Here is a 21,925-nt window from a genome sequence, read left to right on the forward strand (position 1 = left end):
CGAACGCCCGTTCGCCCGTCCCACGCGGCACGGCGACGGCGATCCTTTCCCGCCCGCACCCCTTTCTCGACCCCGGCCTGCGCTTTATCTTGGGGCAAAGGACCGAAAAGGAGGGACCCATGGCCCTGCGCATCAACGACACCGCCCCCGATTTCACGGCGGAGACGACCGAAGGCACCATCAACTTCCACGAGTGGATCGGCGACGGCTACGCCGTGCTCTTCAGCCACCCCAAGAACTTCACGCCCGTTTGCACGACCGAGCTTGGCGCGATGGCGGGTCTCGTGCCCGAGTTCGAAAAGCGTGGCGCCAAGATCATCGGCATCTCGGTCGATCCGATCGAGGACCACAACAAGTGGAAGTCCGACATCGCCAGCTATACCGGCCACTCGGTCAGCTATCCGCTGATCGCCGACCCCGAGATGAAGATCGCCAAGGCCTATGACATGCTTCCCGCCGAGGCCGAGGGCGAGCCGGGCAAGCGCACGCCGGCCGACAACGCCACCGTCCGCACCGTGTTCATCATCGGGCCGGACAAGAAGGTGAAGCTGTCGATGACCTACCCGATGACCACGGGTCGGAACTTCGACGAGATCCTGCGCGCGCTCGACTCGATCCAGCTGACCGCGAAGCACAAGGTCGCCACGCCCGCCAACTGGCAGAAAGGCGGCGACGTGATCATCACCGGCGGCGTGTCGGATGACGAGGCGCGCGAGACGTTCGGCACGTTCGAGCAGAAGCTGCCCTACATCCGCACGACCAAGCAGCCGGCCTGACAGCCACCTTCACGCGATTTCCTGGCGCCGTCCCCTTACCCGGGGGCGGCGCTTGTCGTATGGGCGGATCATGGCGGACGATACGAACAAGGGGCTGACGCTCGCGCTGATCGGCACGCTGGTGATCCTGCCGGACACCGTGCTGATGCGGCTGTCGGGGCTGGGGCCGGCGCAGATGGTGGCGTGGCGCGGACTGTTGCAGGCGGCGATGCTGATCGGCCTCTGGCTGGTGCTGTCGCGGCGCAAGGGTCCCGAGCTTTCGGGCTCTCTCACCGTGACGGGCCTGCTCGCGATCGCCCTTCAGGCCACCAATGCAGGACTGTTCGCGACGGGGATCGCGCTGGCGCCGGTCGCGGTCGTACTCTTCGCGGTGGCGACGACGCCGCTCGTGTCGGCGGTGCTGGGTGCGCTGTTCCTGGGCGACAGGCTGCAGCCGACCACGCTGGCGGCGGCGGTGCTGGTGCTGCTCGGGATCGGAGTCTCGGTCTCGGGCGAATACGGTGGCACCGGGTCCGCGTGGATCGGTGCGCTTTGTGGCGGGCTGGTGTCGGTCGCGCTCGCCGGCAGCTTCACCATCTATCGGGCGCGTCCCGACCTGTCGGTGATGCTGACGGTGGGATCTGGCGCGGCGATCTCGGGCGCGGTGGGACTGAGCCTCGCGCCGTCGATGTTCCAGACCGACGGCTACCTGCCTGCCATCTGGGTGACGGGGCTGGTGATCCTGCCGGTGTCCTTCACCACCTTCGGGATGGCCTCGCGCTACACCGTCGCTGCCAATGTCAGCCTTGTCCTGCTGCTGGAAACGGTGCTCGGTCCCATCGCCGTGTGGGCCGTTGTGGGTGAACCCGTCGGCCCGCGCGGGCTGGTCGGGGGGGCGGTCGTGGTGGTGACGCTCGCGGTCTACCTGTGGGACCAGCGGCGCCGCGCGCTGAGGCGCCGGCCCCAGGTCAGCCCGGTCGCGGGCTAGAGGATCATCAGCCGGATGCCGTAGGCCACGATGCCAAGGGCCGCGACACTGGCGCACCATATGGCGACGAACCAGGCGATCTTGTGAAGCATCAGTGGTATCCGTCCCCGTGCTCGATCTTGCCGCGGAAGACGTAGTAGGCGAACGCGGTGTAGGCGAGGATGATCGGCACCAGGATCACGGCGCCCACGAACAGGAAAAGCTGCGATTTGTACGGGCTCGCGGCCTCGTAGATCGTCACCGAGGGCGGGATCACATAGGGCCACATGCAGACGCCGAGCCCGATGAAGCACAGCAGGAACAGCCCCAGCGTCAGCGCGAACGGCAGCCACTGACGGCTTTCCTTGTAGAGCTCCTTGCCGAGGAAGACGACGAAGGCGACCACGAAGATCGGCACCGGCAGAACCTCGAGCGCCTGGGGAAACGCGAACCACCGCCTGAAATACTGCGGCTCGAGGAACGGCGTCCAAAGCGACACGACGGCGATGAAGCCCACGGTGATGAACCCCAGAAGCCGCGCGAATTTGCGGGCACGGTCCCGGATCTCGCCATTGGTCCGCCAATTCAGCCAGCAGGCGCCCAGCAGGCCATAGCCGAAGATCACGGCGATCCCGCAGACCACCGTGAAGGGGGTCAGCCAGTCCCACCAGCCGCCGCCGTATTGGCGCCCGTCAACCTCGATTCCCTGCAGCAGCGCGCCCAGGGTGATGCCCTGTGCAAAGGCGGCGACGGTCGATCCGCCGATGAAGGCATAGTCCCAGAACTTGCGCGAAAAGCGCGAATCGGCGCGCCAGCGGGCCTCGAACGCGACGCCGCGGAAAATCAGCGCCAGCAGCATCGCGATGATCGGCGGGTAGAGCGCCGGCAGGATGACCGCATAGGCCAGCGGAAAGGCGGCCAGAAGACCCCCGCCGCCAAGGACGAGCCACGTCTCGTTCCCGTCCCAGACCGGCGCGACCGTGTTCATCATCAGGTCGCGGTCCTCTTTCGACGGAAACACGGGGTAAAGGATTCCGATCCCCAGGTCGAACCCGTCCAGCACCACGTAGGTATAGACGGCAAACGCCAGAAGGAGAGCCCAGGCAACGGTGAGGTCCAAGCTGATACCCATGCTCTGTTTCCTTATTCGGCCGGTGCGTTCTTGGGATTGGAGGCAGGCGTGATGCCGGCGCTGCGGATCGGACCCTCGGCGCCCTTCTGATCCTCCTCACCGGGCTGGGGCGGCTTGCCCATCAGGACGAGCAGGTAAAGCACCCCCGCGCCGAAGATCATGAAGTAGGTCACGATGAAGGCGATCAGCGACGTCCCCACGGCCTGCGCGCCGATGGGCGAGACCGAGTCCGGCGTCCGCAGCATCCCGTAGACCGTGTAAGGCTGGCGGCCGACCTCGGTGGTGATCCAGCCGGCGATGATCGCGACCAGACCGGCAGGCGACATCAGCAGCGCGGCCCGGTGCAGCCATCTGTCGGAGTACAGCTTGCCGCGCCAGCGGGCCCACAGCGACCACATCCCGATCGTGACCATCAGAAGCCCAAGCCCCACCATCACACGGAAAGAGTAGAACACGACGATCACGGGCGGCTCTTCGCTGCGAGGCACCGTATCCAGCCCCTCCAGCGAGGCGTTCCAACCCTTGCCCAGGATCGGGCCGCCGATGCGCGGGATCTTCAGCTCATAGAGCATCTCTCCCGCTTCCTGGTCGGGAATGCCGAAGAGGATCAGCGGAATGCCGTCCTCGGAGGTCTCGAAATGTCCCTCCATCGCGAGGACCTTGGTGGGCTGGTACTCGAACGTGTTGAGGCCGTGCTCGTGCCCGATGAACACCTGTAGCGGGGCCACGATGGCCGCCATCCACATCGCCATCGAGAACATCGTGCGGACGCCGGGATTGTCGCGACGCCCCTTCAAGAGGTGCCACGCACCCACCCCCCCGACAAGGAAGGCCGTCGCCAGATAGGCCGCCGTCAGCGTATGCGCGAGGCGGTACGGGAAGGACGGGTTGAAGATGATCCGAAGCCAGTCGTCAGGCAGGAACTGCCCGTTCTCGCCCATCGTGTAGCCGGCGGGCGTGTGCATCCAGCTGTTCACCGACAGGATCCACGTGGCCGAGATCGCGGTGCCCACGGCAACCATGAGGGTGGCGAACATGTGCAGGCCGGGGCCGACCTTGCCGCGCCCGAACAGCATGATCCCCAGGAACCCGGCCTCGAGGAAGAAGGCGGTCAGCACCTCGTAGGCCATCAGCGGCCCGATCACCGGACCAGCGAGATCCGAGAACACCGACCAGTTCGTGCCGAACTGGTAGGACATCACGATCCCCGAGACGACGCCCATGGCAAAGCAGATCGCGAAGATCTTCACCCAGTACTTGAACAGGCGCATATATGCCTCGTCCTTGGTGCGCAGGTACTGGGCGTTCAGGACGGCAAGGTAGCTCGCAAGGCCGATGGTGATGGCGGGAAAGATGAAGTGGAAGGCGACAGTAAAGCCGAACTGGATTCGGGCCAGCATGAGCGCGTCGAGTCCCAGAAACGTATCCATGGCCTACCCTCGAATTATTCTGTTCCCAAGATGGGGCCCCTGCCGATCCCGTCCACCGGTGACGGCCAAGCAGGATGTCGCACCCCGCTCGGCTGTCGTGGGGGTAAGCGCGAAAGAGCAACAGCAGGTTCCCCGAAGGCCGGGATGCAAAAAGGGCCTCTCGGTCAGAGAGGCCCTTGCAGATCGTGCTAAATGCGCGGCCGCTCAGGCCATCTTGGGATAGAGCACCACGCGGGCCTCCATCGGCACCTGCTCGTACAGCATCTTGATATGCTCGTTCGTCAGGCCGGCGCAGCCGTTCGACACGGCGCGGCCGATGCTGCTGATGTCGGGCGTGCCGTGGATCCGCAGGTAGGTGTCGCCGCGCCCCTCCTGGAACAGGTAGAGCGCACGGGCGCCCAGCGGATTGTCGGGGCCGCCGGGCATCCCGTCGGAATGCTGGGCGTACTTCTCGGGCTCGCGCTCGATCATGGCGGGAGTGGGCGTCCAGGACGGCCACTCCTTCTTGGCACCGACGTAATACTGGCCGGGCTCGTACAGGCTGTCGCGGCCGACACGGATGCCATAGCGCCATGCCTTGCCGTCCGGCATCGTCCAGAACAGCTGGAAATGGTCGGGGAACACGTGGACTTCGCCCGGCGGCAGCGGGTGGCGCAGCGTCACGAACGCCGGTTGCAGATGCGGCGGAAGTTCCTGTGCGGCGGCCGGCAAGCCGGTCAGCGCGGCGCCGAAAGTCGCCATGCCGGCCATGATGAAATCGCGACGATCCATACTCGTGTCCCCTTCGTGTTCTTCTATCGGTCAGGATACCCAACCTATGATACAAGATCGGGTTTCCGCAGAGCTTTTACGATAACGTGAAGCCCCCTCGCCAGCGTCGGTTCCCGGGGGCAAACGAAAAGCCCCGGCGCAAGGCCGGGGCTTTCCTGTGGGCAGGGCCGGGATTCAGCCTTCGGCGGGCTGTTCCTCGGTGACTTCTTCGCCGGTCTCCTGGTCGACCATCTTCATCGCAAGGCGGACCTTGCCGCGGTCGTCGAAGCCCAGCAGCTTGACCCAGACCTCCTGGCCTTCCTTCAGAACGTCCGAAGGATGGTTCAGGCGGCGGTTCTCGATCTGGCTGACATGCACCAGGCCGTCGCGCTTGCCGAAGAAGTTCACGAAGGCGCCGAAGTCCACGATCTTGACGACCGTGCCCTTGTAGACCTTGCCTTCCTCGGGTTCCGCCACGATCGAATAGATCATGTCGTAGGCCTTCTGGATGGCCTCGCCGTTGGCCGACGCAATCTTGATGATGCCGTCATCGTTGATGTCGACCTTGGCGCCCGAGACTTCGACGATCTCGCGGATGACCTTGCCGCCCGATCCGATGACTTCACGGATCTTGTCGGTCGGGATCTGCATCGTCTCGATGCGCGGGGCGTGGGCCGAGAATGCGCCGGCCTCGCTGATCGCCTTCGACATCTCGTTCAGGATGTGCAGGCGGCCGGCTTTCGCCTGGGCCAGCGCCTTCTCCATGATCTCGGGCGTGATGCCCGCGACCTTGATGTCCATCTGCAGCGACGTGATGCCGTTCTCGGTGCCTGCGACCTTGAAGTCCATGTCGCCGAGGTGATCCTCGTCGCCCAGGATGTCGGTCAGGATGGCGTAGTCGCCGTCCTCTTCCAGGATCAGGCCCATGGCCACACCGGCCACCGGCGCCTTCAGCGGAACGCCCGCATCCATCATCGACAGCGAGCCACCGCAGACCGATGCCATCGAGGACGAGCCGTTCGACTCGGTGATCTCGGACACCAGGCGGATCGTGTAGGGGAAGTCCGTCGCCGGCGGCAGGACCGCCTGCAGCGCACGCCACGCCAGCTTGCCGTGGCCGATCTCGCGACGGCCGGGCGACCCCACGCGACCCACTTCACCGACCGAATACGGCGGGAAGTTGTAATGCAGCAGGAAGTTCGACCGGTACGTGCCTTGCAGCGCGTCGATCATCTGCTCGTCGTCGCCGGTGCCCAGCGTGGTCACGACCAGCGCCTGCGTCTCGCCACGGGTGAACAGGGCCGAGCCGTGGGTCCGGGGCAGGATGCCAGTCTCGGACACGATCGAGCGGACCTCGTCGGTCGCACGACCGTCGATCCGCTTGCCGCCCTTGACCACGTCGCCGCGCAGGATCGACGATTCCAGCTTCTTGAAGGCCGAGCCGAGGTTCGAATCCTCGAGCTGCTCTTCGCTCAGCTGGCTGCGCACGTGCTCGCGGGCATCCGCGATGGCGGTCGTGCGCTGCTGCTTGTCGGTGATCGCGAAGGCGGCGCGCATCTTGTCCTCGCCCGCGGCCTTCACGGCGTCGTACAGCGCCGAATAATCGGGCGGCTGAAAGTCGAACGGCTCTTTCGCGGCGGCTTCGGCCAGGTCGATGATCAGCTCGATCACCGGCTTGATCTGCTCGTGTGCGAAGTTCACCGCGCCCAGCATCTCTTCCTCGGTCAGCTCGTAGGCTTCCGATTCGACCATCATCACGGCGTCATGGGTGCCCGCGACGATCAGGTCGAGACGCTGCTCGGGGTTGTCGCGCAGCTTGTGCATGTCGTCGATTTCGGGGTTCAGCACGTATTCGCCGCCCTCGTAACCCACGCGGCAGCCGGCGATCGGGCCCATGAACGGGGCGCCCGACAGCGTCAGCGCGGCCGAGGCGGCGATCATCGCGACGACGTCAGGGTCGTTGACGAGGTCATGGCTCAGCACGGTGCACATCACGAGCACTTCGTTCTTGAAGCCGGGGACGAAGAGCGGGCGGATCGGACGGTCGATCAGGCGGGCGGTCAGCGTCTCCTTCTCGGTCGGCCGGGCCTCGCGCTTGAAGAAGCCGCCGGGGATCTTGCCCGCGGCGTAGTATTTTTCCTGGTAATGCACGGTCAGCGGGAAGAAGTCCTGGCCGGGCTTCTGCTGGCGGGCATAGGTGACGTTGGCCATCACCGAGGTCTCGCCAAGGGTCGCGATCACGGTGCCATCGGCCTGCCGCGCAACCTTCCCGGTCTCGAGCGTGAGGGTCTCTTCGCCCCACTGCATCGATTTCTTCGTTTCGTTGAACATCTGTCGTATCCTGTCTGGGCCGCGCAGAGCCCTCTCTGCCGGTCCGTTTGCATGGCGGCCGTATTGCCGCCGACCCCTCCATCATCTCATGCGCCGGGGTCAGGGCGTCACGTCTCAGATGGGGCGCCCATACACGAAAACAGGCCCCCTTGCTAGGCGAAGCGGATTTCCGCCGGATTTGCGCCGGGGCAACACCTCCGGGCGCACATGCGCGGGTGCGCACATGATCCCTCGTCGGGGCAGGGATGGCGCCGTAAGAGGTCGGAAAAACAAGAAATAGACAAGAGGCATCCATGAGGATCGCAGCAGTGCTGGGGGCGACGGCCCTCCTATCGCTTCACGCCGGAGCAAGCGTCGCGCAGGCCTATATGGGCGGCGGCGAGATGAGCGGCCCCTATGCCGGCATTCAGTACGGCCGCTTCGGCTACGACGCCGAGGGCGACGTGGGCGGCGGCGACACCACCGACACGATCGAGCAGGGCTATATCGGCGCCCATGCCGGCTATCTCGCGCCCGTCTATCCCTTCGTCATCGGCGGAGAGGTCTCTCTCGACATCTTCCATGTCGGCGACGTCGAGTACCGCGAAAGCGTCGGAAATCGCGGCGGCGACAGTGGCACGATCGAGGTCGACGACTGGGCCAACCTGGTGCGCTTCAAGGCGATCGGCGGCTACGACGCCGGACGCGCCATGCCCTACGTCACCGCCGGCCTGTCCCGCCTGACCATCGGGGACGAGGCCACGGGCGGCTACTTCATCGGCATCGGCGGCGCCGTGAACGTGACCCCGCAGTTCTCGCTGGGCCTCGAAGGCATCTACGACGTCTTCGACGAGCCGACCCTGTGCAGCGACGACGGGTGCCTCGACTACGGCGACGGCGCCAGCGGGACGACGCTCATGCTCAAGGGCTCGTACCGCTTCTGAGAGGCATCGCGGCGCGCCCGTGCCTCATACGAGAGTCTCACGGTTCTCTCACGCGACTCCTACAGGATCTCTCACACAAAAAAGCCGCCCCGAGGGGCGGCTTTGGCGTAACCGTAAGGCGGTGCGGCTCAGCGGCGGATGCCGAGGCGCTCGATGAGGTCGCGGTAACGCTGCTCGTTCTTCGCCTTGGTGTAGTCCAAAAGCTTCCGGCGCTGCGCGACGAGCTTCAGCAGGCCACGGCGCGAGTGGTTGTCCTTGTGGTGCGTCTTGAAGTGCTCGGTCAGCGCCGCGATGCGGTGCGTCAGGATCGCGACCTGCACCTCGGGGGAACCGGTGTCACCGGACTTCGTGGCGAAGTCGTTGATGACCTTTTGCTTGTCTTCGGGCGTAATCGACATCGGGTGTCTCCTTTTGGGTCGAGTGTGACGGCGCCGGCCGGGATGTCGTCCAGCACGGGCCCTGCCGCGCAGGATTCGCGCGACGAAGCGGGCGTATAACGAGAAGGCCGGCGCTTGGGAAGGGGGCTAGGCCCAGACCCGCGGCGCCTCGGCGTAAGGGATGTAAAGCGGGTGCTTGGGATGCCCCGCCTTGGTCAGCCCCAGGTGGTGCAGCATGCGCCCCGTACCCCGCATCAGCCGCTCGACCTCGGGCCCCCGGTCCAGATGCGCACCGTGGGTGCCCCAGGCGCAGACGATGGTATCGGCCCAGTGGCAGCCCGCGACGATGGCCTCGTCGTTTTCGGGGCGGCCCACGGGCTCGGCCGAGCGACGCATGGCCATAGGATCGGTGTCGCGCCAGGCAAAGATGTTGCACACCCTGAACGCGCCGAAACCCAGTGTCCGGGCGCGACGCTCGCACCGTTCGACCGTGGGATCGTTCTGCACCTCGGTCGCGGTCGAGGGGTTCAGCATCACGAACAGCGCCTTCTCTCCCGCCGGGTCCCAGACCCGGGTCAGGGTGTAGCGGTAGTGTTCGCAGTCCGAATAGACCGCGACGCTGGGCGCATCGCCCTTCAGGTGCTGCCGTTCGATCACGTCAGAAGGACCCGGGTGGGGTGGAACTGCCCCGCGCGATATTGCCCCAGCGCGACTGCCTGCCCCTGATGCGCGGCCCAGGCGAGGTCGCCGAACTCGGCCGCGGTCGACAAGACCTCTGCCGCGTTGCCGTTGCGAATCCTGGCCGCCGCGATCTGGTTCACGTGGCAGACGGGCAGGTCGGACAGCCCCATCTCGACCGGCAGCAGCAGCTGGTCGATCTCTTCGCTGCGGGCAAGCTCCTCGATCCGCTCCATCGTCACCGCCTGGTCAAGGTCGAACGGCCCCGACCATACCCGCCGCAGCGAAACGACGTGCCCGAGGCACCCCAACTCCTGCCCCAGGTCGCGGGCGATGGCGCGCACATAGCCGCCCTTGCCGCAGACCAGGTGCAGCTCGGCCGTGTCCTCGTCGGCCTCTTCCAGCACCAGCTCGTCCACGAAAAGGGGACGGGCCTGAAGCTCGGGCGTCTCGCCCTCGCGCGCCATGTCGTAGGCGCGGCGGCCGTCCACCTTCACCGCCGAAAAGGCGGGGGGCGTCTGCATGATGTCGCCGACATAGCCGGGCAGGGCGGCCTCGATCGCCTCGGGCGATGGCCGCGCGTCCGAGCTTTCCAGCACCTCGCCCGACGCATCGTCAGTGGTGGTCTGTGCGCCCCAGCGGACGGTGAAGTCATAGGCCTTCAGCGCGTCGGTGATCGACGACACGATCTTCGTCGCCTCGCCCAGTGCCACGACAAGAACCCCCGTCGCATCGGGGTCCAGCGTGCCCGCGTGGCCCGCCTTCTTCGCCTCGAAGGCCCAGCGGACCTTGTTGACGACGTCGGTCGAGCCGATCCCCGCCGGCTTGTCCACGACCAGCCAGCCCGAGACGTCGCGCCCCTTCTTACGGCGTGCCATCAGTCCTCCGTCACCGTTCCGATGATCGGCCCCATGGGCCAGCCCGCGTCATGCCGCCCCGAGCCGGAATCGTAAAGCCGCGAGATGTTGCCGTCGAAATAAAGCGCGTTCTGCACGCCCAGCTCGTCGCGAAACAGGCGGCCGAACGTGTGGAAGTTCACTGCCTCGTTCGAGATCGCGAGGTAGAGCGTCCCGCCCGGCCCGACGCCGGCGCCGTTGCGGATGAAGGTCGAATCGGAATCGGCCAGGAACCGCGGGTGCAGCTCGCCGTCGATCACCAGCATCGGCCCCGACTGCGTGGCGTAGGTGCAGTCGGGCGGATCGGCGGCAAAGGTGCGGCTTTCGATCACCTGCGCGCGGTCCTCGGACAGGCACAGCACACCGTTCGGCAGCAGGCCGAAATTGCCGGGCCCTTCGGTGGTGACGATCTCGCGCTCGGTCTCGCCACCCTCGACATACAGCCCGACCGGAGAGCGGTCGGTGTGGTACATCCCGGCGTTCATCGCCACGCCCAGCGTCCGCCCCTCGCCTTCGAGCGCCCGGTTGACCGAGCGGAAGCTGGCATAGGGGGCGCTGGCCTCGTCGCGCAGGAACAGGCGCACGTCCTCGGTCGCGGGGTCGATCCGGCACACGGTAAAGCCGGCCCCGTCGAAGGACACGTCCTCGCATTCGGCCGCGGCCGCGGGCAGCGCCGTAACACCCAGCGCAACCAGTGCCGCGCGGATCACGCCTCGTCCCCGTCGTCGTCGCCTTTGTCGTCCCGCAGGTCGCGCTGGACATCCTCGCGGGCGAAGAGCTCGCGCGTTTCGTCGAGGCGGTCGAACGTCTCGTCGATGACGAAGCGCAGGTCGGGCGTGAACTTCAGCGTCGTCTCTTTCGACAGGGTGCGGCGCAGCTCGTGCTTGTTGCGCTTGAGGCCGGCGATCGCCTCCTGCCGATTATGCCCGCCAAGCGGCAGGACATAGACGGTCGCGATCCTGAGATCGGGCGAGGTGCGCACCTCGGTCACGGTGATCGACAGACGGTTGAGGTCCGGATCGTGGATATCCCCCTGGTTCAGCACGTCCGACAGCGTGCGGCGGATCAGCTCGCCGACGCGAAGCTGCCGCTGGGAGGGGCCGGAGCCTTCGGAAAAACGGTTCTTGGACATGGGTCGCAGATATTCACCTCTCCGGGGCGGTGCAACAGGACGTTGCGGGCGGGCGCCGATCCGGGCTAGCTGCCGGCCAACGGATACGGGGGACAGCCATGAAGATCGCGATCGCGGGCGTGTCGGGCCGGATGGGCCAGATGCTGGTGAAGGCGGTTGAAGAGGCCGACGGCGCCGAGCTGTCGGGCGCGATCGAACGGCCGGAACACGCGTGGGTCGGGCAGGACCTGGGCGAGATGTGCGGCACGGGGCGGGGCGTCACCGTCTCGGGCGGTGCCGCGCAGGGGATCGCCGGTGCGGACGCGGTGGTCGACTTCACCGCGCCGGCCGCCACCGTGGCCCTGTCGCGCGCCTGCGCAGAGGCGGGCGTGGCCCATGTGATCGGCACGACGGGCCTGACGGAGAAGGACATCGCCGCCATCGACGAGGCCGCGCGAGACATCGCGATCGTGCGCGCCGGCAACATGAGCCTCGGCGTCAACCTGCTGACCTCGCTGGTCGAACGTGTCGCGGCGAGTCTCGGCCTGGAATACGACATCGAGATCGTCGAGGCGCATCACCGCCACAAGGTCGACGCGCCCTCGGGCACTGCCCTAATGCTGGGCGAGGCCGCGGCCAAGGGACGCGGCGTGGCGCTGGACGACGTGGCCGACCGCGCCCGCGATGGGCTGACGGGAGAGCGCGAGCCCGGCGCCATCGGCTTCCACGCAGTCCGCGGCGGCTCGATCATCGGCGCGCACGACGTGGTGTTCGCGGGCCCGGGCGAGACGCTCACCCTGAGCCACGTCGCCAACGACCGCGCCCTGTTCGCCAAGGGCGCGATCCGCGCCGCGCTCTGGACGGAAAGTCGCGTGCCGGGGCATTACGACATGGTGAACGTGCTCGGCCTCGACTGACGCTTAGAAGTCGATGGCGATGCCCTTCTTTTCCCAGTCGCCATAGCGGATGGCTTCGGGGCCGTCGCGGCCGCCAAGCTCGGGCGGCAGCTCCAGCGGCTTGGCCGCCTTGCGCCGCGCCTCGGCTTCTTCGAGGGCACGGATCGCCTCGGGGGGAAGGTCCTTGCGATCGTCCATGGCTCGCCTCGCTGGTCAAACACGTGTTTTTCGTCATATACGCACCGCCGTTCCTGCAACAAGGTCTCGCCCCATGGACACCGCCCGCGCCGCCGCGCTTTCGCTGATCCGAGAGGTGACCGAGAACGGCCGCCTGCTGCCCGAGGTTTCGGACAAGTTCCTGTCGCCACTTTCCGGCCCCGAGCGTGCCCGCGCGCTCAGGCTCGCGCTGACGACGCTACGCTGGAAGGACCGCGCCGACCGGGCGCTTGGCCCGCATCTGCGGATGAAGCCGCGGCCCGAGGTGCTGAACGTCATGCGGCTCGCCCTGTGCGAGATCTATGTCGAGGGCGCCGCGCCCCACGGCGTGGTCGGCGCGGCGGTGGACCTGTCGCGCGGGACCGAGCGCGGCAAGGGCCAGGCGGGGCTGGTCAACGCGGTCCTGCGCAACGTCCTGCGCAAGGGTCCCGAGGCGTGGGAGGCGCTGCCGATCCCCCACCTGCCAAAGTGGCTGCGCAAGCCGCTGGTCGCCGATTACGGCAAGGCCGCCGTCGCGGCGATGGAAGCGGCCTTCGCCGCCGGCGCGCCGCTTGACCTGACGGTGAAGGACGACCCCGAGCGCTGGGTCACACAGCTTGGCGGCACCGTCACGCCCACCGGATCGGTGCGGCTTGCGCGCCAGGGGCAGGTGTCGAAGCTGCCCGGCTATGACGAGGGCGCGTGGTGGGTACAGGACGCCGCCGCCACCGTGCCGGTGCGTGCGCTGGACCCGCAGCCGGGCGAGCGGGTGCTCGACATGTGCGCCGCGCCCGGCGGCAAGACGCTGCAGCTCGCCGCTGCCGGGGCCGAGGTCACCGCGCTCGACATCTCCGAGGGGCGGCTGGTGCAGGTGCGCGAGAATCTCGACCGCTGCGCCCTGACGGCCGAGATCGTGGCCGCCGACGCGCTCGACTGGCAGGGGGGGCCGTTCGACGCGGTGCTGCTCGACGCGCCATGCTCGGCCACTGGAACGATCCGGCGCCATCCCGACCTGCCCGTGGCCAAGACCGCCGACAACTTCCCCGACCTCTTCGCCCTGCAGGAGCGGCTGATCGACCGCGCCCTGTCGCTGGTCAAGCCGGGCGGCCGCGTCGTGTTCTGCACCTGCTCTCTGCTGATCGACGAGGGCGAGGAGCAGGTCCGCGACGCGCTTGCCCGCCACCCCGGCCTGACGGTCGAGGTCGCGCCCCTTGCGCTGCCCGGCATCGATCCGGAATGGATCGGGGTCGAGGGGCTGCGCCTGCGGCCCGACTACTGGCCCGAGCTTGGCGGCATGGACGGCTTCTTCGTCACGGTCCTGCGGCGTCCCACCGGCGACGATGACAGCGCGGGCGGGCTCGGCTAGGCTCGGTCGCGCCAGGAAAGCAATGCCCGTGCCCCCGAACGACCTGACCCGACTGGACCGCCTTCTGATCTGGAACGACCGTCGCCGTCAGGTGGAGGCCGAGTTCCTCGTCCGTCCCGGTCCGCGCGACACGGGGCGCGTGCATCGCGGGCAGAAGATGCTGACGGGCGAGTTCATGTTCCTCGGCTACAGCGTCGACGCCCCCGAGACGCCGATCTGGGACCTGCCGATCCCCGAACCCGCCTTCGAGGAAACGCTGCACGCGTTCGGCTGGCTCGACGATCTCGCCGCGACGGGGGCGGGGGACCGCACGGCGCGCGCCTGGCTCGACGAGTGGATCGCACGCTACGGGCGCGGCGCCGGGCCGGGCTGGCGGCCCGACCTGTTGGGCCGGCGGGTGCTGCGGCTGATCGACCATTCCGGCATCCTGATGATGGGCACGCGGCCGCGCGACCGCGTTGCCCGCGTATCGCTGCGGGTGCAGGCGCGGCAGCTCGCCCGGTCCTGGCGCCGTGTCCGGCCCGGGCCCCGCCGCTTCGATGCGCTGGCCGGGCTGCTGCTGGCGACCGGGACGCTCGCCGGTCTTGCCAGGTATCGTGCAAAGGCGCTGCAGGCGCTGGAGGCCGAGATCACCGCCACGGTCGAGCCCGACGGCACCCTGCCGACCCGCAACACCGAGGCGCTTGCCCGCATCTTTGCCCAGCTCGTCCGCATCCGCACCGACCTTGAGGTGACCGAGGCCCCGGTCCCCCGGTTCCTGACCGACGCGCTCGAGCGGATCGCCCCGGTCATCCGGACGCTGCGCCACACCGATGGCGCCCTGCCGCGATTCCACGGCGGCGGGCGCGGCGCGACGGGCCTCGTCGACCAGGCGCTGGCCGGGTCGCGCGTTCGCCCCACGCTTCCTGCGGATCGGGCGATGGGATACATGCGCCTCGCCCACGGGCGCACGACGCTTCTGATGGATGCGGCGCCCCCGCCCGAGGGGGCGCATTCGACCGACGGCCACGCCTCGACCCTCGCGTTCGAGCTGACGTCGGGCCGCCGCCCGCTGATCGTGAACTGCGGCTCGGGGCGCACCTTCGGCGACCGCTGGCGCCGGGCCGGACGGGCGACGCCGTCACATTCCACGCTGACTCTCGCCGGGCTATCCTCGTCCCGGCTGGGGACCGACGGAGTGATCGTCGACGCGCCCCGCGATGTCCGGGTCGAGCGGCGCCGCAGCGACCTGTCGACCGGCCTCATCGCCGGGCACGACGGCTACGTCCGCAGCCACGGCCTGACCCACGTGCGGCAGGTCTACCTCGACCATGACGGGCGCGGCGTGCAGGGCGAGGACGTCATCGCCACGATCGAGACCGAGGACGAGCCGATCCTCGACGCCGCACTCGACGCCGCGGGCGGAAGGCTGCCCTTCGCCATCCGCTTTCACCTCCACCCAGATGTCGAGGCCGCGTTCGGCACCGACGGCCACTCCTTCGACCTGGCGCTGGGTTCAGGCGAGCGGTGGGTGTTCCGCCACACCGGCAACGCGGCGCTGTCGCTGGAACCGTCGGTCTATCTTGACGTGGGCGAGCTTGAACCGACGCCCGCACGGCAGATCGTTTTGAGCTCCACGGTGGCGGATTACGCCACCCGCGTGACCTGGACCCTTGCAAAAGCCGACCAAACCCCCGATGCCGTGCGCGACCTCGCTCACGGGGATCGCCCCGTGCTCGCCTGAACTGTGCCGGAGTGCCCATGCCCGATCTCGTCCCCCTCAAACGCGCCCTCCTGTCCGTGTCGGACAAGAACGGCCTGATCGAACTTGGACAGGCGCTTGCCGCGCGCGGGGTCGAGATCCTGTCGACCGGCGGCTCGGCCAAGGCGCTGCGCGATGCGGGGCTAGAGGTGCGCGACGTCAGCGAAGTCACCGGCTCGCCCGAGATGATGGACGGCCGGGTCAAGACCCTGCATCCGAAAATCCACGGCGGCCTGCTGGCCCTGCGCGACGACCCCGCCCACGCCCAGGCGATGGAGGATCACGGCATCGGCGCAATCGACCTCCTGGTGGTGAACCTTTACCCGTTTGAGGCGACAGTGGCACGCGGCGCCGACTACGCGGAGGCGGTCGAGAATATCGACATCGGCGGCCCCGCCATGATCCGCGCCGGCGCCAAGAATCACGACTACGTCACCGTGATGGTGGACGTCGAGGACTACGCCGCCCTGCTGGTCGAGCTGGACGACAATGGCGGCCAGACCTCGCGCGCCTTCCGCCAGACGCTGGCGCAGCGCGCCTATGCCCGCACCGCGGCCTATGACGCGGCCGTCTCAGGCTGGATGGCGGGCGCGGTTGGCGAACCCACGCCCCGCCGCCGCGCGATTGCCGGGACGCTGAAGCAAACCATGCGCTACGGCGAGAACCCGCACCAATCGGCCGCCTTCTACACTGACGGCTCGAACCGCCCCGGCGTGGCGACGGCGATGCAGCACCAGGGCAAGGAGTTGTCCTACAACAACATCAACGATACCGACGCCGCGTTCGAGCTTCTGTCCGAGTTCGCGGATGCCGGTCCGACCTGCGTGATCGTCAAGCACGCCAACCCCTGCGGCGTGGCCCAGGCCGGCACCCTGTCCGAGGCCTACGCCCGCGCGTATGACTGCGACCGCGTCTCTGCGTTCGGCGGCATCGTCGCGCTGAACCGCCCGCTGGACGAGGAAACCGCCCGCGCGATCACCGGCATTTTCACCGAGGTCGTCATAGCCCCCGGCGCGGATGACGCCGCGCGAGAGGTCTTCGCCGCCAAGAAGAACCTGCGCCTTCTGACGACGGACGGCCTCGCCGATGCGGGCGCGCCGGGGCAGACCTGGCGGCAGGTCTCGGGCGGATATCTCGTGCAGGACCGCGACAACGGGCGCATCACGGCTGAGGATCTGAAGGTCGTCACCAAGCTCGCCCCGACGGACGACCAGATCGCCGACCTGCTCTTTGCGTGGACGGTCGCAAAGCACGTGAAATCGAATGCCATCGTCTACGCGAAGGGCGGCGCGACCGTCGGCGTCGGTGCGGGCCAGATGAGCCGCGTCGATTCTACCCGCATCGCCGCGCGCAAGGCGCAGGACATGACGGAGGCGCTGGGCCTGCCCGACACCCCCACCGTCGGCTCGGTGGTCGCATCGGACGCATTCTTCCCCTTCTCGGACGGCCTTCTTGCGGCTGCCGGCGCCGGCGCGCGTGCGGTGATCCAGCCCGGTGGGTCGATGCGCGACGACGAGGTGATCGCCGCCGCGGACGAGGCGGGGCTGGCTATGGTGTTCACCGGCCAACGGCACTTCCGCCACTGATGCGGCGCGCGCTCCCCCCCCGCTCGAAAGGCGCATTGATGAGGCTTCTGTGGCAAAGCGCGGCGGTCGTGTTCGTGCTGGACCAGCTGACCAAGGTGATTGTGGTCCAGCTTCTGGGCCTGTCCACCCGCGGCGTGATCGAGGTGCTGCCGCCCCTCGTCACCTTCCGTATGGCGTGGAACCGCGGCGTGAACTTCGGCCTCTTCGCCGGCGAGGGCGTCACCCGCTGGATCCTGGTCGCGCTGGCGGTCGCCATCTCGGCCTGGGTGGTGATCTGGCTGCGGCGCGAGCGGCCCGGCCGCTGGGCCATGATCTCGGGCGGGGTGCTCGTGGGCGGGGCCTTGGGCAACGTGCTCGACCGGCTGGTCTACGGCGCGGTGGCGGATTTCCTGAACGTGACCTGCTGCGGCATCGACAACCCCTACAGCTTCAACGTGGCCGACATCTCGATCTTTGCGGGGGCGTTGGGCTTGATCCTGTTCACTGGCCGGTCGAAGACGGCGTGACGGGCGGGCGCGCATGAGATATGGCACGGACCCAAGGGACGGGAGACGCGAGATGACCACCACGCTTCGCTTTGCGACACTGGCGCTTGTCGCCGCTCTGGCGGGGTGCGGCGGCGCGGGCGAGCCCGACCTGATCCGCCCGGTGAACAGCGGCAACGGGCCGGACGAATTCTCGATCGTGCCGAACAAGCCGCTGGAGCAACCGCAAAGCCTGGTCGAGCTTCCGCCCCCGACGCCCGGCGGAAGCAACCGCACCGACCAGACACCGCAGGCCGACGCGATCGCCGCGCTCGGCGGCAACCCCGGTGCGCTGGCCGGGCCGGTTCAGGGCCCCGAGTTGATCCGGTACGCAGGCCGCTTCGGGGTCGAGAGCGGCATCCGCACGCAGCTCGCCGCCGAGGACCGCGCCTTCCGCGAGACCCAGAGCGGTCGCCTGCTTGAACGCATGTTCGGCACGACGACCTACTACCGGGCTTACCGGAACCAGTCGCTCGACCAGTACCAGGAGCTGCAGCGCCTGCGCCAGCAGGGCGTCCGCACGCCCTCAGCCCCGCCCGAAGGCTAGGGCGGCCGGGCCGGGCGCGTGGTCAAGCTCGTCCTTCTGCACCGGGCCGGCTCGATCTACGATGACGAGCCGGCGGTGCACTACGACTTCCCGAAGGCGTATCTGAAGGCCGTCACCGAGGGCGTTGGCGACTGGGTCGTCTATTACGAGCCGGTGAAGGCCGGTCCCCGCGGCTATTTCGCGGTCGGGAAGATCAGCCAGGTCATCCCTAACCCCGGGATCGTGGGGCGCTATCTGGCCCTCATCGCGCCGGGCACGTTCCTGGCGTTTGACACGAACGTGCCGCGCCTGATCGACGGGCGCCCTTTGGAAAGCGCACTCAGCCGTCCAGACGGGACACCCAAGTCCGGCGGTGCGCAGCAAAGCGCTGTCCGGCGTCTGCCCGAGGCCGAGTTCGCGCGGATCGTGAATCTTGGCCTGCCGCAGGACCTCGAACGGCAGGAGGCGACCCGCTACGACCCCGTCCAGCCCGGTCTTGCCGAGGCATCCGTCCCGTTCGAGCGCCCGGTGATCGAGCGTCTGACCCGGCGCCCCTACCGCGAGGTGGCCTTCCGCCGAAAGGTGCGGGCCGCCTATGACGACCGCTGCGCCATGTCCGGCCTGCGGCTTCGCAACGGCGGTGGCCGCCCCGAGGTGCAAGCCGCGCATATCCGTCCCGTGGCGGACGGCGGCAACGACTCGGTTCGCAATGGACTCGCGCTGTCGGGCACGTTGCACTGGATGTTCGACCGCGGGCTCGCCAGCGTGGCGGCGGATCGCACGATCCTCGTCTCGGGCAACAAGGTACCGGGCGACGTGGTTTCCCGGCTCATCAACGCTGACCGTCGGCTGCACCCGCCGCTTGACCTGCGAGACGCCCCGCACCCGGCTTATCTGGAGTGGCACCGCGAGAACATCTTCGGCCAGTGGACCCCCGAAGGCCCCACCCCTTGGGACTGATCGGCGTCACGCCCTTATCACGACCGCGTAGCCCCGGGTTTGCCCGCGGCGCCGGCGGCGATACCTAGGGGGCGAAACCGCCAACCCGCGAGGTCTTCATGCTGCGCTTCTTCGCCCCAGTGGCGTTCCTGGCTTCGGCCGTTGCCGCCCAGGCTGCCGAGATCACGAGTTTCACCCTGGACAATGGTCTGGATGTCGTCGTGATCGAGGATCACCGCGCGCCGGTCGTCGTCAACATGGTCTGGTACAAGGTCGGCGCCGCCGACGAGGAGCCCGGCGTCTCGGGCATCGCCCACTACCTCGAGCACCTGATGTTCAAGGGCACCGACGACCTCGAACCCGGCGAGTTCAGCCGCACCGTGGCGCAGCAGGGCGGCACCGACAACGCCTTCACCAGCTACGACCAGACCGCCTATTTCCAGCGCGTCGCGTCCGACCGGCTGGAGCTGATGATGGAGATGGAGGCCGACCGGATGCGCGATCTCCAGCTCGACGACCGCGACATCGCGACCGAGCTGCGCGTCGTGCAGGAAGAGCGCAACCAAAGGATCGAGAACGACCCCGGCGCCCTCTTTTCCGAGCAGCGCGACGCCGCGCAGTACCTGAACCACCCCTATGGGCGGCCGATCATCGGCTGGATGCACGAGGTCGAGGCGCTGGAACTTGACGACGCCACCTCGTTCTACGAGCGTTACTACGCGCCCAACAACGCGGTTCTCGTGGTCGCCGGCGACGTGACGCCCGAACAGGTCCGCGACCTTGCTGAAGAGCATTTCGGCCCCCTTGAGCCGACCGAGGACCTGCCCGAGCGTACCCGTCCGCAGGAACCCCCGCAACTGGCCGAACGCCGCCTGACCTACGAGGACCCGCGCGTCGCGCAACCTTACGTGATCCGCACCTACCTCGCTCCCGAGCGCGACTCGGGTGCGCAGGAAGAGGCCGCCGCGCTGACGCTGCTGGCCGAGGTTCTGGGATCGGGGCAGACGTCCGAACTGAACACGCGGCTGCAATTCGGCACGGGCGAGGCCCTGCACACCAGCGCGTTCTACAACGGCACCTCCTATGACGACACGTCCTTCGGCCTGGTGATCGTACCCGCGCCCGGCGTGTCGCTCGAGGATGCCGAGGCGGCGCTGGACCGCGAACTGGCCGACTTCCTTGAGGATGGCGTGGACGCCGAACAGCTCGACCGGATCAAGACCCAGCTGCGCGCCGCGCGGGTCTACGAATCCGACAGTCCGCAGTCGCTGGCCAACCGCTATGGGCGCGCGCTGACCACTGGCCTGACGATCGCCGACGTCGAGGCGTGGCCCGACCTGCTCGACGCCGTCACCGCCGAGGACATCATGGCCGCCGCCCGCCGCGTTTTCGACCGCGACCGCGCCGTGACCGGCTATCTCAAGGCGCCCGAGGGGGCCGACGCGCCGGTCGCTCCCACCACCGTTCCCGCCGCCACGGAGGTCATGCAATGATCCGCACCGTCTTCGCCGCCGCCTTCGCGGTTCTTGCCGGCCCCGCCCTCGCCGCCGTCGAGGTGCAGGAGGTGACATCGCCCGGCGGGATCGACGCCTGGCTGGTCGAGGAACACTCGATCCCCTTCACCGCGCTGGAAATCCGCTTTGTTCCCGGCGCCGCGCTCGACCGCGAGGGCAAGCGGGGCGCGGTCAACCTGATGGCCGGCCTGTTGGAAGAGGGCACCGGCGACCTGGACGCGCAGGGCTTTGCCGCCGCGCGGGACGAACTCGCCGCGCGCTTCGGCTACGATGCCTATGACGACGCGGTGTCGATCTCGGCGCAGTTCCTGACCGAGAACCGGGACGAGGCGGTGGACCTCCTGCGCCGCTCGCTCGTCGAGCCGTCGTTCCCCGAGGACGCCATTGCCCGGGTCAAGGACCAGGTCCTGTCGATCATCGCCAGCGACGCGACCGATCCCGGCGCCATCGCGCGCGAAACCTTCGACCGGCTGGCCTTCGGCGACCACCCTTATGGCAGCCCCGTCGAGGGCACGGCCGAAAGCGTTGTTACCCTGACTCGCGAAGACATCCAGCAGGCGCATCGCGATACGCTGGTGAAGGACCACATCTACGTCTCGGCCGCCGGCGACATCACGCCCGAGGAACTGGGCGCGCTGCTCGACGACCTCCTGGGCGACCTGCCGCAATCCAGCGATGCGCCGCTGCCCGACGACGCCGGCTGGAACCTCGAACCGGGGGTCGAAGTCGTGGACCTTGCCATTCCGCAATCGGTGATCCTGTTCGGGCACGAGGGGATCGCCCGCGACGATCCGGACTTTTTCCCGGCCTATGTCGCGAACGAGATCTTCGGCGGCGCCGGCTTTGAATCGCGCCTCATGGAGGAGGTGCGCGTCAAGCGCGGCCTCACCTACGGGATCGGCACCTACCTCGCCCCGATGGAATACAGCGCCGTGGTGGGCGGGCAGGCGAACTCGGCCAACGCGACGGCGGGCGAACTGGTGGACGTGGTGCGCGACGAATGGGGTCGCATCGCCGAAGGCGTGACCGAAGAAGAGTTGGCCGACACCAAGACCTACCTGACCGGTGCCTATCCGCTTCGCTTCGACGGCAACGGCAGCATCGCCTCGATTCTTGTCGGCATGCAGATGGACGGGCTGGAGCCCGACTATATCGAGACGCGCAACGACCGGATCGAGGCCGTGACGCTGGACGATATCTCCCGCGTGGCCGAACGTATCTACCGCCCCGAGGACCTGTCCTTCGTCATCGTCGGTCAGCCCGAGGGAGTCGACGCCGACTGACGCCA

Annotated in this window: 23 protein-coding genes; 12 read left to right on the forward strand and 11 right to left on the reverse strand. The window is 68.0% G+C overall.

The window, feature by feature from the left end:
- Positions 1 to 119 precede the first annotated feature (119 nt).
- Together ACFDS3_RS01945 and ACFDS3_RS01950 are read left to right on the forward strand one after the other, a co-directional pair.
- Positions 120 to 776 (forward strand): peroxiredoxin, encoded by a 657-nt coding sequence (locus tag ACFDS3_RS01945; RefSeq protein ID WP_375260653.1) that lies wholly within the window; start codon positions 120 to 122, stop codon positions 774 to 776.
- 70 nt (positions 777 to 846) lie between these two features.
- A complete protein-coding gene (locus ACFDS3_RS01950) occupies positions 847 to 1,743 on the forward strand; it encodes a DMT family transporter (protein ID WP_375260654.1) in 897 nt (298 codons plus the stop codon).
- Here the strand turns inward: ACFDS3_RS01950 and ACFDS3_RS01955 are convergent.
- The 5 genes from ACFDS3_RS01955 to pnp all read right to left on the reverse strand — a co-directional run bounded on the left by ACFDS3_RS01955 (position 1,740) and on the right by pnp (position 7,365).
- The gene (locus ACFDS3_RS01955; protein WP_375260655.1) at positions 1,740 to 1,835 is read right to left on the reverse strand and encodes a DUF2474 family protein; all 96 of its coding nucleotides are present in this window, start codon (positions 1,833 to 1,835) and stop codon (positions 1,740 to 1,742) included. The genes ACFDS3_RS01950 and ACFDS3_RS01955 overlap by 4 nt on opposite strands.
- Positions 1,835 to 2,848, reverse strand: coding sequence for a cytochrome d ubiquinol oxidase subunit II (gene cydB / locus ACFDS3_RS01960; protein WP_375260686.1), 1,014 nt, complete (start codon positions 2,846 to 2,848; stop codon positions 1,835 to 1,837). Before cydB ends, ACFDS3_RS01955 begins: the two co-directional genes overlap by 1 nt.
- A gap of 17 nt (positions 2,849 to 2,865) precedes the next feature.
- Entirely contained in the window at positions 2,866 to 4,284 is a 1,419-nt protein-coding gene (locus tag ACFDS3_RS01965; RefSeq protein ID WP_375260656.1) for a cytochrome ubiquinol oxidase subunit I, read from the reverse strand.
- A gap of 204 nt (positions 4,285 to 4,488) precedes the next feature.
- Positions 4,489 to 5,055, reverse strand: a complete 567-nt coding sequence (locus ACFDS3_RS01970) for a L,D-transpeptidase (protein WP_375260657.1) — start codon at positions 5,053 to 5,055, stop codon at positions 4,489 to 4,491.
- A gap of 174 nt (positions 5,056 to 5,229) precedes the next feature.
- Positions 5,230 to 7,365 carry a polyribonucleotide nucleotidyltransferase gene (pnp, locus tag ACFDS3_RS01975; RefSeq protein ID WP_375260658.1) on the reverse strand — a complete coding sequence of 712 codons (2,136 nt, stop codon included), beginning with the start codon at positions 7,363 to 7,365 and terminating at the stop codon, positions 5,230 to 5,232.
- 293 nt (positions 7,366 to 7,658) lie between these two features.
- On the opposite strand from pnp, the gene ACFDS3_RS01980 reads away from it, so the two are divergent.
- Positions 7,659 to 8,288, forward strand: coding sequence for an outer membrane protein (locus ACFDS3_RS01980; protein ID WP_375260659.1), 630 nt, complete (start codon positions 7,659 to 7,661; stop codon positions 8,286 to 8,288).
- Between the two features lie 128 nt (positions 8,289 to 8,416).
- Here ACFDS3_RS01980 and rpsO read toward each other — a convergent pair whose 3' ends face one another.
- The 5 genes from rpsO to rbfA form a co-directional block, all read right to left on the reverse strand.
- Positions 8,417 to 8,686, reverse strand: a complete 270-nt coding sequence (gene rpsO, locus ACFDS3_RS01985; RefSeq protein WP_375260660.1) for a 30S ribosomal protein S15 — start codon at positions 8,684 to 8,686, stop codon at positions 8,417 to 8,419.
- 126 nt (positions 8,687 to 8,812) lie between these two features.
- Positions 8,813 to 9,322, reverse strand: a complete 510-nt coding sequence (locus ACFDS3_RS01990; protein ID WP_375260661.1) for a DUF1643 domain-containing protein — start codon at positions 9,320 to 9,322, stop codon at positions 8,813 to 8,815.
- Positions 9,319 to 10,221: a tRNA pseudouridine(55) synthase TruB gene (truB, locus tag ACFDS3_RS01995; RefSeq protein ID WP_375260662.1), complete on the reverse strand. Its 903-nt coding sequence runs from the start codon at positions 10,219 to 10,221 to the stop codon at positions 9,319 to 9,321. Before truB ends, ACFDS3_RS01990 begins: the two co-directional genes overlap by 4 nt.
- The gene (locus ACFDS3_RS02000) at positions 10,221 to 10,949 is read right to left on the reverse strand and encodes a phosphodiester glycosidase family protein (RefSeq protein WP_375260663.1); all 729 of its coding nucleotides are present in this window, start codon (positions 10,947 to 10,949) and stop codon (positions 10,221 to 10,223) included. Before ACFDS3_RS02000 ends, truB begins: the two co-directional genes overlap by 1 nt.
- Positions 10,946 to 11,371 carry a 30S ribosome-binding factor RbfA gene (gene rbfA / locus ACFDS3_RS02005; protein ID WP_375260664.1) on the reverse strand — a complete coding sequence of 142 codons (426 nt, stop codon included), beginning with the start codon at positions 11,369 to 11,371 and terminating at the stop codon, positions 10,946 to 10,948. The genes ACFDS3_RS02000 and rbfA overlap by 4 nt, the downstream gene beginning before the upstream one ends.
- A gap of 98 nt (positions 11,372 to 11,469) precedes the next feature.
- Between rbfA and dapB the strand changes: the two genes are divergently transcribed.
- Complete coding sequence (gene dapB / locus ACFDS3_RS02010; protein WP_375260665.1) at positions 11,470 to 12,267, forward strand: 4-hydroxy-tetrahydrodipicolinate reductase; 798 nt, start codon at positions 11,470 to 11,472, stop codon at positions 12,265 to 12,267.
- A gap of 3 nt (positions 12,268 to 12,270) precedes the next feature.
- On the opposite strand, the gene ACFDS3_RS02015 is transcribed toward dapB, so the two are convergent.
- Complete coding sequence (locus ACFDS3_RS02015) at positions 12,271 to 12,444, reverse strand: DUF1674 domain-containing protein (protein ID WP_375260666.1); 174 nt, start codon at positions 12,442 to 12,444, stop codon at positions 12,271 to 12,273.
- Between the two features lie 73 nt (positions 12,445 to 12,517).
- On the opposite strand from ACFDS3_RS02015, the gene ACFDS3_RS02020 reads away from it, so the two are divergent.
- The 8 genes from ACFDS3_RS02020 (at position 12,518) to ACFDS3_RS02055 (ending at position 21,920) form a co-directional block, all read left to right on the forward strand.
- Entirely contained in the window at positions 12,518 to 13,807 is a 1,290-nt protein-coding gene (locus ACFDS3_RS02020) for an RsmB/NOP family class I SAM-dependent RNA methyltransferase (protein WP_375260667.1), read from the forward strand.
- 28 nt (positions 13,808 to 13,835) lie between these two features.
- On the forward strand, positions 13,836 to 15,530 hold the full coding sequence (locus tag ACFDS3_RS02025; protein ID WP_375260668.1) for a heparinase II/III family protein: 1,695 nt from the start codon (positions 13,836 to 13,838) through the stop codon (positions 15,528 to 15,530).
- Between the two features lie 17 nt (positions 15,531 to 15,547).
- Complete coding sequence (gene purH, locus ACFDS3_RS02030) at positions 15,548 to 17,134, forward strand: bifunctional phosphoribosylaminoimidazolecarboxamide formyltransferase/IMP cyclohydrolase (protein WP_375260669.1); 1,587 nt, start codon at positions 15,548 to 15,550, stop codon at positions 17,132 to 17,134.
- 38 nt (positions 17,135 to 17,172) lie between these two features.
- On the forward strand, positions 17,173 to 17,640 hold the full coding sequence (gene lspA / locus ACFDS3_RS02035) for a signal peptidase II (protein ID WP_375260670.1): 468 nt from the start codon (positions 17,173 to 17,175) through the stop codon (positions 17,638 to 17,640).
- A 52-nt stretch (positions 17,641 to 17,692) separates the two neighbouring features.
- Positions 17,693 to 18,205: a DUF3035 domain-containing protein gene (locus ACFDS3_RS02040; RefSeq protein WP_375260671.1), complete on the forward strand. Its 513-nt coding sequence runs from the start codon at positions 17,693 to 17,695 to the stop codon at positions 18,203 to 18,205.
- Positions 18,206 to 18,223: 18 nt separating this feature from the next.
- Complete coding sequence (locus ACFDS3_RS02045) at positions 18,224 to 19,144, forward strand: HNH endonuclease (protein ID WP_375260672.1); 921 nt, start codon at positions 18,224 to 18,226, stop codon at positions 19,142 to 19,144.
- A gap of 98 nt (positions 19,145 to 19,242) precedes the next feature.
- A complete protein-coding gene (locus tag ACFDS3_RS02050) occupies positions 19,243 to 20,616 on the forward strand; it encodes a M16 family metallopeptidase (protein WP_375260673.1) in 1,374 nt (457 codons plus the stop codon).
- The gene (locus tag ACFDS3_RS02055; protein WP_375260674.1) at positions 20,613 to 21,920 is read left to right on the forward strand and encodes a M16 family metallopeptidase; all 1,308 of its coding nucleotides are present in this window, start codon (positions 20,613 to 20,615) and stop codon (positions 21,918 to 21,920) included. The genes ACFDS3_RS02050 and ACFDS3_RS02055 overlap by 4 nt, the downstream gene beginning before the upstream one ends.
- Positions 21,921 to 21,925 lie beyond the last annotated feature (5 nt).

This window comes from Palleronia sp. (assembly GCF_042089775.1).
GTDB lineage: Bacteria > Pseudomonadota > Alphaproteobacteria > Rhodobacterales > Rhodobacteraceae > Palleronia.

Coding starts and splice junctions, on each gene's coding strand:
- ACFDS3_RS02020 (WP_375260667.1), top strand. CDS start 12,518: ATGGACACCGCCCGCGCCGCCGCGCTTTCGCTGATCCGAGAGGTGACC.
- dapB (WP_375260665.1), top strand. CDS start 11,470: ATGAAGATCGCGATCGCGGGCGTGTCGGGCCGGATGGGCCAGATGCTG.
- rbfA (WP_375260664.1), bottom strand. CDS start 11,371: ATGTCCAAGAACCGTTTTTCCGAAGGCTCCGGCCCCTCCCAGCGGCAG.
- ACFDS3_RS01970 (WP_375260657.1), bottom strand. CDS start 5,055: ATGGATCGTCGCGATTTCATCATGGCCGGCATGGCGACTTTCGGCGCC.
- pnp (WP_375260658.1), bottom strand. CDS start 7,365: ATGTTCAACGAAACGAAGAAATCGATGCAGTGGGGCGAAGAGACCCTC.
- lspA (WP_375260670.1), top strand. CDS start 17,173: ATGAGGCTTCTGTGGCAAAGCGCGGCGGTCGTGTTCGTGCTGGACCAG.
- ACFDS3_RS01965 (WP_375260656.1), bottom strand. CDS start 4,284: ATGGATACGTTTCTGGGACTCGACGCGCTCATGCTGGCCCGAATCCAG.
- purH (WP_375260669.1), top strand. CDS start 15,548: ATGCCCGATCTCGTCCCCCTCAAACGCGCCCTCCTGTCCGTGTCGGAC.
- ACFDS3_RS02050 (WP_375260673.1), top strand. CDS start 19,243: ATGCTGCGCTTCTTCGCCCCAGTGGCGTTCCTGGCTTCGGCCGTTGCC.
- ACFDS3_RS02015 (WP_375260666.1), bottom strand. CDS start 12,444: ATGGACGATCGCAAGGACCTTCCCCCCGAGGCGATCCGTGCCCTCGAA.
- ACFDS3_RS01945 (WP_375260653.1), top strand. CDS start 120: ATGGCCCTGCGCATCAACGACACCGCCCCCGATTTCACGGCGGAGACG.
- ACFDS3_RS02040 (WP_375260671.1), top strand. CDS start 17,693: ATGACCACCACGCTTCGCTTTGCGACACTGGCGCTTGTCGCCGCTCTG.
- ACFDS3_RS01955 (WP_375260655.1), bottom strand. CDS start 1,835: ATGCTTCACAAGATCGCCTGGTTCGTCGCCATATGGTGCGCCAGTGTC.
- ACFDS3_RS01950 (WP_375260654.1), top strand. CDS start 847: ATGGCGGACGATACGAACAAGGGGCTGACGCTCGCGCTGATCGGCACG.
- ACFDS3_RS02055 (WP_375260674.1), top strand. CDS start 20,613: ATGATCCGCACCGTCTTCGCCGCCGCCTTCGCGGTTCTTGCCGGCCCC.
- rpsO (WP_375260660.1), bottom strand. CDS start 8,686: ATGTCGATTACGCCCGAAGACAAGCAAAAGGTCATCAACGACTTCGCC.
- truB (WP_375260662.1), bottom strand. CDS start 10,221: ATGGCACGCCGTAAGAAGGGGCGCGACGTCTCGGGCTGGCTGGTCGTG.
- ACFDS3_RS01980 (WP_375260659.1), top strand. CDS start 7,659: ATGAGGATCGCAGCAGTGCTGGGGGCGACGGCCCTCCTATCGCTTCAC.